General features: G+C 40.9%; 12 protein-coding genes. All 12 read right to left on the bottom strand.

The features are described 5' to 3' along the window. Positions 1–35: 35 nt before the first annotated feature. The gene (locus BKO01S_RS09595) at positions 36–377 is read right to left on the bottom strand and encodes a hypothetical protein (RefSeq protein WP_066052402.1); all 342 of its coding nucleotides are present in this window, start codon (positions 375–377) and stop codon (positions 36–38) included. A 15-nt stretch (positions 378–392) separates the two neighbouring features. After that, on the bottom strand, positions 393–1283 hold the full coding sequence (locus tag BKO01S_RS09590) for a CoB--CoM heterodisulfide reductase iron-sulfur subunit B family protein (protein WP_066052399.1): 891 nt from the start codon (positions 1281–1283) through the stop codon (positions 393–395). Further along, positions 1283–2239 (bottom strand): succinate dehydrogenase/fumarate reductase iron-sulfur subunit, encoded by a 957-nt coding sequence (locus tag BKO01S_RS09585; RefSeq protein WP_066052396.1) that lies wholly within the window; start codon positions 2237–2239, stop codon positions 1283–1285. The genes BKO01S_RS09590 and BKO01S_RS09585 overlap by 1 nt, the downstream gene beginning before the upstream one ends. Continuing rightward, the gene (locus tag BKO01S_RS09580) at positions 2239–3948 is read right to left on the bottom strand and encodes an FAD-binding protein (protein WP_066052393.1); all 1710 of its coding nucleotides are present in this window, start codon (positions 3946–3948) and stop codon (positions 2239–2241) included. Before BKO01S_RS09580 ends, BKO01S_RS09585 begins: the two co-directional genes overlap by 1 nt. A gap of 22 nt (positions 3949–3970) precedes the next feature. Further along, positions 3971–4531 carry a Fe-S-containing hydro-lyase gene (locus tag BKO01S_RS09575; protein ID WP_066052391.1) on the bottom strand — a complete coding sequence of 187 codons (561 nt, stop codon included), beginning with the start codon at positions 4529–4531 and terminating at the stop codon, positions 3971–3973. Between the two features lie 12 nt (positions 4532–4543). Next, a complete protein-coding gene (locus tag BKO01S_RS09570; protein ID WP_066052388.1) occupies positions 4544–5389 on the bottom strand; it encodes a fumarate hydratase in 846 nt (281 codons plus the stop codon). A gap of 14 nt (positions 5390–5403) precedes the next feature. Then, complete coding sequence (locus BKO01S_RS24350) at positions 5404–5574, bottom strand: hypothetical protein (RefSeq protein WP_157077347.1); 171 nt, start codon at positions 5572–5574, stop codon at positions 5404–5406. 23 nt (positions 5575–5597) lie between these two features. After that, entirely contained in the window at positions 5598–7067 is a 1470-nt protein-coding gene (locus BKO01S_RS09565; protein WP_066052386.1) for an anion permease, read from the bottom strand. Positions 7068–7363: 296 nt separating this feature from the next. Continuing rightward, positions 7364–8077, bottom strand: coding sequence for a response regulator (locus BKO01S_RS09560; RefSeq protein WP_066052383.1), 714 nt, complete (start codon positions 8075–8077; stop codon positions 7364–7366). Next, the gene (gene dcuS, locus BKO01S_RS09555; protein WP_232311205.1) at positions 8074–9708 is read right to left on the bottom strand and encodes a DcuS/MalK family sensor histidine kinase; all 1635 of its coding nucleotides are present in this window, start codon (positions 9706–9708) and stop codon (positions 8074–8076) included. The genes BKO01S_RS09560 and dcuS overlap by 4 nt, the downstream gene beginning before the upstream one ends. Before the next feature lie 131 nt (positions 9709–9839). Then, a complete protein-coding gene (locus BKO01S_RS09550; protein WP_066052380.1) occupies positions 9840–11000 on the bottom strand; it encodes an ABC transporter permease in 1161 nt (386 codons plus the stop codon). A gap of 13 nt (positions 11001–11013) precedes the next feature. Then, positions 11014–12213 (bottom strand): ABC transporter permease, encoded by a 1200-nt coding sequence (locus tag BKO01S_RS09545; protein WP_066052377.1) that lies wholly within the window; start codon positions 12211–12213, stop codon positions 11014–11016. Positions 12214–12222: the final 9 nt, after the last annotated feature.

Below are 12222 nucleotides of genomic sequence, written 5' to 3'. Positions count from 1 at the left end.
AAAAGTAGTGAACGAAACATTCACTACTTGACACTTTACACACTTCTTCTATATTTTTTATAAACACCTGTTACCCATTTAAAGCTGACGAGATTTTCGATGGTATCTTCCCAAGATGAATTTATATCATGAATATCAAATTCGGCTACACCTTTTATCACCCTGATCCATTTCCCCGTTTCTCCATCCTGAAAATAGCCTGTGATTGATGTTGAAACCGGGTGAAATCGATCACGCGAGGAATGGATTTCTCCATAATATATATAACTATCTCCATACTGATCATGGATCCAATCATCTTCAATGTTTAACAGCCAGAGTAGACCTTTGTCTATTCTTCCAACAAGCTTTGCTTTCTTTTGATAGGTAAGTTCCATAAAACCTCGTGGCCCCTAGACAGTCTGTAGTTGAAGTGTTTCTTTTAATGCAGGGATTGCATCCACCACATGTCGCTGAATGGCCAATTCTTCTGGAGAAAATCCTAACGCAAGTCCAATCAACTGAGGTAAATGAAGCACTGGCATGGTGATATCTTCCTTGAATGCCTTTTGAGCATCCGGTTGGTAGGCATCTAATTGCATTTGACACAATGGGCAAGGAGTTACAAGACAATCCGCGCCAGCTGCTTTAGGAGATAAACAGTTCTTCCCAGTTAAGTTCATTACTTCTTTTTCCGCCGGAAAAACCGCATGGAACCCACAGCAAGCAAGTCTTTGTTCAAAATCAACACTTTCTGCGCCAAGCACTTCCGCCACCATCTCCATCGATTGCGGATTCATATGGTTTTCAAAGCCCATCACATTTGGAGGCATTAAGATATGACAACCATAGAAGTTTGCTACCTTCAATCCTGTTAATGGACGCTTCACAAGCTTCTTTAGATTATCTAAACCATAATCTTGGATGAGTGCCCATAATAAGTGGGTTACTTCAACCGATCCTTTGTATTCCATTCCAGAACGATTTAAGCCTTCATTCACCTTCGTACGAAGTTTTTCATTTTTATCCATTTTTAGCTTTGCTGTACGTAACATAAGGGTACATGTATTACAAACGGTTAATAATTTATCTACTTTTAGTTCCTCTGCTAGGGAGATATTTCTAGCATTAATGGAAGTTGCAAGGAAATCATCTACATCTTGTATATGACTCGCCCCACAACAGGTCCAGCCATTGAGTTCGATTAGTTCAATTCCAAGGGCGGCAGCCACTTTCTTTGTTGATATCATTAATTCTTCTGCAGCAGACTCCAGTGTACAACCTGGGAAAAAGGCGTATCTCATTATTCCCCGACCTCCTTGGCATATTGGTATATTTCTCTAACACCCTTAATTCCTTCCACTGCCTTAGGCATATGGAATGGATTGATTTTCCCCTTTTTAATCATTCTTAAGGCAAAAGGGACCTTTCTCATAGCCGTATTGACAAGTCCGTCTGTTTTAATTGGAAGAGTCATTTCATTTAGACGTCCTTTACTTCGAACATCGTCATGGAAGGCAAAGGCATGCCGTGCTCCTTGATTATTCACCTCACCCATTCTGATGGATTCTTGTCTTAGGTAAGCAATTTGTTCGGTCAAAGGAATTCCCTTTGGACATTTTGATACACATTGCATACAGTGTAGACATTTCCATAATTCATTTTCAAAAACAGGTTGAATATGCTGCTCAGGGCTTCCATCACGAGAATCCACAGCAAATCGATAGGCTCTATTTAGAATAAATGGATCAAGGTATGTTCCGTCATTAACAGCTAATTGATTACACTCAGACGTACAAACACCACAGAGAATACAGTCTGTCGGAGCAGCAATCTGGTGGTAGTCCTCTTCACTTTGCTTGAAGCCTAATTCCTTACTTCCATCTTCTGCTGGCAGTAACCATGGCTTCACTTTTTCCATTTTCTCCATCTTCGGTTCCCATTCAATTGCCAGATCCTTAATGACTTCAAAGTTCTTCAAAGGCTCAAAGGTTAAATGCGGAGTTTGAAAGGTTTCAAGCACCTCATCTAGTGATGTCTTACATGCTAAAAACGCATTTCCATTGATTGTAACCGCACAGCTTCCACAAATCGCATGTCGACAAGCCGAGGTAAATACAAGTGTTGGATCCATCTGCTCACGAATGGTTGTTAAAGCCCAGAGGACCGTTCTCCCCTTTTCATACGGAAGGTGATAACCTTGGTACCATTCTTTTTTTCCGTCAAAACGTCTAATTTTTATATATAGTGTAGAATACATTAGTATTTTCGCTCCTCCGGTTGGTATTTTGTAATCTTCACCGGGCTATATTCCAAACGGTATTGGTCCCCGTCCTTATAGATCAATGTGTGCTTTAAGAAGTTGTTATCGTCACGCTCAGGGTAGTCTGCTCTTGCATGTGAACCCCTGCTCTCTTTTCGATTAAGCGCACCTAAAGCAATCGCCTTTGCAAGCTTTAGAATATTTCCTATTTCCACATAGTTAAGGAATGCCATATTATATCTTTCAGAAGAATCCCCTATGGTGGCAAACTCGTAATCTTCTATCAGTCTAGAAACCTTTTCATAAGCTACTTCCATCTCTGCTTCTGTACGGAAAATCCCGACATGATTCCACATTGTTTCTGCTAACTCATCCCGTATCTTGAACATATTAATCCCATTCGTTTTTTCACGAATCGTCTTGAACTTCTCTGTCCATTCCGTCGCTTCAGCCATCAGCTTCTCTATGCTTGAAAAACCACGTTTTTTCGCACTTTCTCTTGCTCCAATACCTGCATACTTTCCAAAAAGAACAACGTCAGCCACCGAGTTGCCACCGAGTCGATTGGCTCCATGGATGGATACGCTACAACATTCACCCGCTGCATGAATTCCTTCAATCGGTGTGCTGCATGTGCGATAATCACTCACATGAATACCACCCATTGTATAATGACAACTCGGTCTTATCGGGACAGGTTCTTTAATAAGATCTACCCCTTCAAACTCCATTGCCAACTCTCTTACTTGAGGAAGACGTTCCATGATTTTCTTTTCCCCTAAGTGACGAAGGTCCATGAGCACATACGAACCCATCCCTTCACCGAAGCCGCGACCTTCCTTGATTTCCGTCTCAATCGCTCTCGATACAAGATCACGTGGCCCAAGCTCCATTTTCCCCGGAGCATAGCGTGCCATAAAACGTTCCCCATCTTTATTGATTAAGTAGCCACCTTCTCCACGACAAGCCTCAGATAGAAGGACACCTGTCGAAGCTAATCCTGTTGGGTGGAATTGAACAAACTCAGGATCTTTGAGAGGAATTCCCGCCTCGAAGCATGCAGCCGTTCCATCACCCGTCATGTTAATGGCGTTCGTTGTCCGGCTCCAATACACTCTTCCGAAACCGCCTGTTGCTATAACAACTGACTTTGCTTGAATCGAGTGAATTTCTCCACTTCTGATATCCATAGTAACAATTCCTTCAAACTTCCCTTCATTCACGGATATGGATAATAGGTGCCAGTCATTATGAAATTTCACCCCATTTTTCAAGCATTGTTCATACAAGGCATGAAGGATCACATGGCCTGTTTTATCCGCGGAATAACAGGTTCTCGGGCTAGAGGCCCCACCAAACGGCCGCTGGGCGATATTTCCGTTTTCATCTCTTGAAAAGGGAACACCAAAATAATCTAGCTCCGAGATCACCTTTGGCATATTCGACGTAAAAAACTCAACGGCGTCCTGATCTGCAAGAAAGTCACTCCCCTTGACCGTATCTCTAAAATGGCTTTCTGGCGAATCGTTTTCATCACGATATCCCATCGCTGCATTAATTCCACCCTGGGCCGCACCGGTGTGAGATCGGGTAGGGAAAATCTTTGAAAGACAGGCTACTTTTAAACTTTTATCTTCGCTAGCATTTAGGGCCGCCATCATACCAGCCCCACCTGCTCCAACAATTATGACATCATAGCTAAGCATCGTTGTTTCACCTCTATATTTATTAAACTTCTACTCTGTACTTTTCTACACCAATTTCATACAAGTCGTTTCCTTCACAATCAACAGCAACGATGCATGGATAATCCACAATTTCCATTCGGCGAATCGCTTCAGGTCCAAGCTCTTCATATGCAACAATATCTACCTTCTTAATCGTGTCCGCGATCAAGGCAGCTGCTCCACCGATTGCAGCGAAGTATACCGCTTTATTTTTCTTCATTGATTCAATAACCGCTTTACTTCTAGGGCCTTTTCCGATCATGCCCTTTAATCCTTGCTCCATTATTTCAGGTGAATAAGCATCCATACGACCACTTGTTGTTGGCCCACATGACCCAATCACTCTGCCTGGTTTCGCTGGGGTTGGACCAGCATAATAAATGATCTGTCCTTCTACATCAATAGGAAGGGGAAGATTCGCATGTAATGCATCCACCATGATTTTGTGAGCCGCATCACGAGCAGAGTAAATGACTCCTGTAATGGATACTTGGTCACCTGCTTTTAAGTCTTTTATTTGTTCATAGGTTAATGGTGTTTGTAATTTTTTAATCAATGTCATCTTTTTCACCCCTTATAAAATAGCTTCTTTATGACGTGCCGCATGACAGTTCAAGGTCACACAAACAGGCATCATAGCAATATGAGTTGGGTATGTTTCTACATGTACAGCAAGAGCTGTTACTTTCCCACCAAAGCCTTGTGGCCCAATGCCCAGCTTGTTGATTCGCTCTAGCAATTCCGCTTCTACTTCGGCATAGGCTGGGTTCGGGTTTGGCTCACCCGCTGTTCTTGCTAATGCTTTTTTGGCTAAAAGCGTACATTTATCCATCGTTCCACCGATACCTACTCCAACGATAACGGGAGGACAAGGGTTTCCACCTGCTGTTGTGATCGTATTGACAATAAAATCCTTTACTCCTTCAATTCCTTCAGAAGGCTTACACATCTTTACCGCACCCATATTCTCACTACCAGCACCCTTAGGAAGAACCTCAATTTTCACATGGTCCCCTGGAACAATTTCTGTATGAATCACAGCTGGCGTGTTATCACCTGTGTTTTTCCGGTCGAGTACAGGATCTGAAACAACCGATTTACGAAGATATCCGTCCTCATATCCTTGTCTTACCCCTTCGTTGATCGCATCAGTTAGGTTCCCATCGACAATATGAGCATCCTGACCAACCTCTACCAGAACAACTGTCATCCCTGTGTCTTGACACATAGGTGCATGGTCCTCTCGCGCTAGCTTCACATTTTTTAGTATTTTTTCTAAGCTATATTTACCGAACTCAGACTCCTCTTTCTCAAGCCCAGCAGCGATCAAGTTCTCCACATCTTCAGGTAAGTCACATGCCGCTTGAATACATAACCCTCTCACTGTTTCAGTAATTAATTTCGCTGATATTTCACGCATTTGTTTTCCTCCTGTTATATGGCAACTAATTCGTTTATTTCTTCTTTACTAGCTTGAAGATGGGTGACTCCACACTTGGTACAAACCAAGTATGGAATCATTAGTGCGTACTCATCGTCACAGCCATGATACATTTCTTCACCATATTGAACTTCTAGTTTTTCCTGACAGCACGGGGATTTCATGATTGTCACTCCTCTTATTTTTCTTACCAGAGACCTAACAATTTCCACCAAGCTCCACCCACACCGAACCACACAACGATATGGATGATAGAAATAATAAATCCAAGTGACCACCATTTGTTTTGAGTCACATACCCCGTTCCAAAGAATACCGGAGCTGGACCACAGCTATAGTGCGTTAAACAACCAAACAGGTTACTAAATACAGCTAGAATTAAAGCAGATACTAACGGCGGTGCTCCTGCAGCTACTAGAACAGCTAAGAACGCTGCATACATGGCACTAACGTGAGCTGTGTTACTCGCAAAGAAATAGTGCGAATAGAAATAAACAACTGACAAAATCACAAGTGTCCACATCCAAGACATTCCACTTACTGAATGTTGCATCGTATCGCTGAACCATGGAATCATCCCTAGCTCATTTAGGAAGGTGGCCATCATAACAAGTACAGCGAACCAAACCAACGTGTCCCAAGCCCCTTCTTCTTTCTTAATATCTGACCAGCTCAATACTTGTGTTAAAAGAAGTGCACCAAGACCGATAAAGGCTGTCGTTGTTGCATTAATACCTAAGTTTGTTCCGAAAATCCACAATCCTAAGATCAGTAGGAAAACGCCGATCATGTAGAACTCTTCCTTCTTAAGTGGCCCCATTTCCTTTAGCTTTTTTTCAGCCATGGATGTTGCTTGAGGGGTTTCTTTAATTTCTGGTGGGTAAAGCTTGTAAATAACTAAAGGTATTAAAATTAAACTAAGTAATCCAGGTACAATGGCAGCAATGGCCCAACTTCCCCAAGAAATGTGTTGTCCAGTAATATCACCAGCAATTTGTGCGGCTAAGGGGTTCGCAGCCATCGCAGTTAAAAACATAGCCGAAGTGATCATGTCACCTTGGAAGGCAACCTTCGTTAAAAAAGCACCAACTTTCCGCTCTGTCCCATCTCCTGCTCTTGAACCATACGTTTCTGAAAGAGATCGAATAATCGGTAGTAAAATTCCGCCAGCACGAGCCGTGTTAGAAGGCATAGCAGGAGAAAGGATTAAGTCACTAGCAATCAGTGAATAAGATAATCCAAGGGTCTTTTTACCGAATTTCTTCACGAACATATAGGCCACCCTTGTTCCTAAGCCTGTTTTGATAAACCCTCTTGAAATAAAGAAGGCAATAACTATTAACCAAATGGTCGTGTTTTGAAAACCACTTAACGCTTGATCAATTGTTAGGGTCTGCGTAAGCACCGTCCCAGTTAAAGCAAGAACAGCCACACTGCCCATTGGCAATGGCTTAATAATGAGCCCAACAATTGTTGCCACAAAAATGGCAAATAAATGCCAAGCTTGAGGTGAAAGATCTCCAGGAGGATTAATAAACCAGATGATTGCTCCAATTGCTAAAGTAACTAATAATGGGATGAACTTAACCTCGTTCGGCTTCTTCGTAATAGTTGGCCCTGATTGATGTTGTTTAAGTTTTCCAACAGGAATTGCCATTTTTTCCACTCCTTTTTTATCACGTGATTAACATCACTCTTATTTCACAAAACGTCCATATTGTGAAGCATTTCACAAACTTAACCAATAAAATAGCTGCTAACACAACATTAGTAGCTTCTTACAAGTATGCGTATCCCTCCATTGGAATATGAATGATAAAAAACATGTTTTTTACTTATGCTTTTAAGATACTAGAAGGAGAGGAAACAAAAAAGCTTCTGAAAATTAGTAAATAGTTTAGTAACTTTAGTAAGTAAAAGAAAAGAGCAGCCACCTATAGGTAACTGCTCCTTTTAATGAAAATATTGATGAATTCGCTCTTCGTTATATGGAAGCAAACGATGTGTTAACACAGGTCTACCGATAGAACCATACGCGAAATCAGTCTCTAATACTTGTATGTCTGCTAAAAATGTAACATACTTTCTCATTGATACTCTTGATACCCCTACTCGACAAGCTAGTTCCTCCGTCGTAAATGACTGTTTCCCAAAAGCAACTATCTCCCTCCAGACTCTTTGGAGTGTATTTCTAGTTAGTCCCTTTGGCAGTTCATTCCCATTGGACTCCTTCTGCTCTTTATGGAGTAAAAGTTGATCTAACTCTGACTGGTTAACTTTCTCCTGTTTATCAAGCAAGATTTGTTCCTGTTGATAATGAACGAGCGCCGACTTAAACCGATCAAACTCAAACGGTTTGATAATATAATCAACCGCTCCAAATCTCAATCCCTTTTTAATACTCTCTTTATCACAGGATGCAGTTATAACAATGACGTCCATTTCCATTCCCATCCCACGCATTTTGCAAAGAAGACTCCAACCATTATCACCAGGCATATGAATATCTAGTAGGATCAGGTCTACTTTGTTAGATGTAAGAATCGGCTCTACTTCCTCAACAGACGAGGCGATGCCAACCAGTTCAAACCCCTCTATCTGTTGCAAATATCGACGGTTGATTTCTGCCACCATCGGATCATCTTCAACAATAAGTATATGAATCATTCCTCATCCTTCCCTTCATATGGAATAACAATCTTGAATGTTGACCCTTTTCCGATTTTTGATGAAATATTAATCGACCCACCTAAATTTTCGGTTACCTTCTCAATTAAATATAAGCCTAACCCTCGGTTTGCTCCCTTTGTTGAAAAACCTTTTTCAAGAACCATCAACTGAACACTCTTACTCATGCCAATTCCTGTATCCGAAACGGTAATGGAGAGACTTCCTTTATCAATAGGATAAATATCTAATGTGACCTTTTTTTCGCCGCATCCATTTAGCGCATCAAGCGAATTATCTATTAAATTACCAACAATCGTAATAATATCCTGTACGATTGCTTGGTCTTTCGACTTTGGTAAGAAACTATTTTCACTCAGCTCTAGGGTTGCTCCCTTTTCTCTGGCATAACTGACTTTCCCTATAACAAATCCTGTAATGACAGGATCCTTTATTCTAGCCGTTAAATATCCCACCTCGGATTGAAAGGAATGAGAGATTTGTTTTACATAGTCAACAAGTTGATCGTATATCTCCATCTGAACCATCCCTAGAATGACATGAAGCTTGTTCATGAATTCATGTGTTTGGGAACGCAATGCTTCCGCATAAATTCTAGCACCCGTTAGTTGTTCCGCTAACTGCTTAATCTCAGTCTTATCTCGGAAGGTGGCAACTGCCCCTGTGATCACACCATCCACGTAAATCGGTACAATATTGGTAACGATCACAACCCCACCTACAGAATATTCCTGATCTAGTATTTTATTTCCCTTATCTAAGATAGAATCAATGGGTAGCTGTGGTAACACCTTAGCAAGGTGAACCCCGACTAAACTTTCTTTTACCCCCATCGATGCTAATAATCTGGTCGCTTCCTGATTTAATAGAGTAATCGTCGAGTCTTTCCCAAGGGCAATCACCCCTTCACGAGCATGTTCCACTACAGCACTTCGTTGTTCAAGCAAATTGGCGATTTCAGCAGGTTCCATTCCAAATAAAATATTTTTGACTTTTCTCCCAAGCAGGATCGCTCCTATCATGCCGATTGCTAACCCAATAACCATACTTACTAAAATAAGTCTCGTACTCTCCCAAACCTTTTTCTCTACATCATCAAGTAGAACACCTACTAATATCGCTCCAATCTGCTTTCCGTTCTCATCTTTTACAGGTGTAAAATATCTCAACGATTCTCCCAGAGTGCCTTCAGCTATTGATGAGTATTCTTTTCCTTTAAAAACATCGTCAGCATCTCCTCCGGCATATTTTTGGCCGATTTTGTCGGGCATCGGATGAGATTTACGTATCCCGTTCATATCAAGAACAACTAAAAAGCGGACATCCGTAGCCTTTCGAATTCTTTCTGCATAAGCTTGTATCTCCGCATCGCTTATTTCACCCTTAAGCCCTGCAATAAAAATTGGATTAATTGCAGCTGACTTCGACACATCCTTTGCCTCATCTCTGATGTGATCAACAATCGTTTGCTCTACATTTCTTTGAATGAAATAATTGGTAACAAGCAAGCATAGAATGCTTACTCCACAAACCAATAAGGTGATTTTTAACTGTAATGGCAAATTCCATTTCCGTTTCATCCTTCTTGCTCCCTCTACTGTTTCATTCATCATTATCCTCTATTTTAAGATTGTTACTAACTTAATAGTGTTTCAATATTGTGAAGAAGAGGAGCTAATCTAAAAATACAGCAATAAAAAGAACCCATTTGAGTAAACAAACGGGCCTTTTTCATATATATTCACTCAAACTTGACTCGACTAATTCCAATCACTAACAATAGGACTGCAAAACCAAATAACAAACCAATAGTATCAATAATGTCTACTACTCCCCCTCCATTCGTTAGTAGTTCCGTAAATCCACTCATTGCCCATGTTTGCGGTAGGAATTGCGCTATCTTTTGCATAAATTCCGGTTCGATTTCCAATGGCCAATACACTCCGCTAATCATACAGGTGGCAACGACGACGACATTCCCGATGGCAGCCTGTTGCTCCACCGTTTTTACTAAGGTAGCAATGAGTAATCCAATTCCGACAACCGTTAACAATAATGCCACCATAAGTAATAATAATGCCAGAGGATCGCCCCAATGGACTCCAAATAAATAATGAGTAGCAATAATCAATAGGGAGAACTGAATAAATCCTATGATAAAGAAAAACAACAAGTATCCTACCGCTATTTCAAATCGAGATGCCGGAGCAATCAGCAAACGAGACCACACCCCATTATTCCTCGCCTCTAATATCGTTCCTGTTACACTCATAATCATAATCATGACAAACATAATTGAAAAACCTGGTGCTACCATTGATGCTCCATTGATATCAACTGTAGAACGTTTCTCTTCTACATTCATTTTCTTGATATGAAATGAAGTCTCACTAGCATTAGATACTATTTTTTCATACATTACGTGCCATTCATCCCCACTATATCGGCTCCATTCGGAGGAAGCTGACACTATTAAGCGAAGCTTCATTAACTGGTTTCCCACTACCTCTTTTATTGGACCACTTGAAGTAAACTCGGGTATGGTCAGGAATGTCATTTCTGGTTCCTTCTTCGCCTTAATCTCCTCTTCAAATCCAAGCGGAATCACAAGTGCTGCAGCCACATTTTTTGACTCAAGTAAATCATTCATCTTACTTTCGTTGACCGTTTCTATTGTAAAAAGACTATTCAATTCTTTGAGTTGATGTGTAAATTCCTTTGAAAGAGATGAATGGTCCTTATCAACTAGTAGTACTTTTGCTTTTTCCGAACTCTCCCCTGATGATAGGCCGCCAAAGATAAATGTAAATAGAAGTGGCATCAAAAACATAACAACGTAGCTTTGTTTCGTTTTTAATAATCTATTAAACTCAAGACCACAAATCGTTACAATCTTCCTCACGAATCTCCCTCCTTTAGTTTGTTTTAAGCTTCCATGTTCCAAGGGCAAGGGTTATAAATCCTAGCAATAATAAAATTGAAATGGCTGGAAACAATTCACTCCAAGTAGTCCCCGACATAATGTCTAAGAAGCTTGTTAAAGCCCATTTATTTGGAGTCACGCTAGCGATTGTTTTCAGTCCCTCCGGAAATAAATAAATGGGTAGCATGGAACCTCCTAAAATAGCAAGAATTTGTATACCGATACTACTAATGACGTCGGTTGTTTTCTCCTCTTTAACAAACGCAGCGATCGTCATAGATAGTCCTGAAACGGCAAAGGAATAACAGAAACCAACCGTTATCACCTGGTAGAGGTTAGAGCCCCAATCCACTTTAAAAAAGGTGGAGGTTGCTCCAAAAAAGACAATAAATTGGATAAAAGAAAAAAACAGAGTTCCTAAAAATTTCCCCAATAGGATCGATGCTTTTCCAGTCGGTGTCATCGATAAGCGTTTGAGTGTTTCCGTTGTTCGTTCTTGTAAAAAAGATTTCGCACCCAGTGTCATATTAAACATTAAAAACATCACAGCCATCGCTGCCGCATAATACTGCATCGACCCAACGTTTTTCTCACCAATAGATGCCTCCTTTAGCTCCCCTCCACTTATTGATTGAAGCTCTAACTGAATCTCTGATGCTACTTGCTTCATATTTATTTCACTGGTAGAGGCTGTAACCGAAGCACTTAAATCGTTCATTACGGTCAACGTCGTTACTGCATGTATTTGAACCTGCTCACTATACGATTTCAGCATAGATTCGATCACAGCGGTTTTGGTCCTTTGATCCGGTTTTTCTAGTAATGTAACACTCTTTAAGATCCCTTGATTCACCCCACTGCTCCATTCTTTCGGAAAGAGGATCCCAACATCGACTTTCCCTTCAGTAAGTAGCTCTCTTAGTTCCTCTTCACTCTTACTTTCTTTTATTTTCACGAAGACAATAGTTGGTAGGACATCCGACACAAAAGCCTCTGCTAGATCATCGTCATCGCTTACAAAAACCCCTACTTTTGTTTCGGGGAAACCTCCTTCTCCACCCATTACGGAGTTTAAAGCAAACCCAAGAATAGCCGTTAATAGTAGCGGAGTTAGCAGCAGCGTAACAAATCCTTTTCGATCTTTTACACGAATGGTGAAATCCTTCCAGGCAATTAGAAGACTCTTTTTCACTTTTCTCTC

Origin of the sequence: Robertmurraya korlensis NBRC 107688 (genome assembly GCF_001591645.1) — a bacterium.
Lineage (GTDB): Bacteria > Bacillota > Bacilli > Bacillales > Cytobacillaceae > Robertmurraya_A.
Note: the sequence above shows the minus strand (reverse complement) of the source record. Positions and strands in the feature narration are given on the sequence as shown.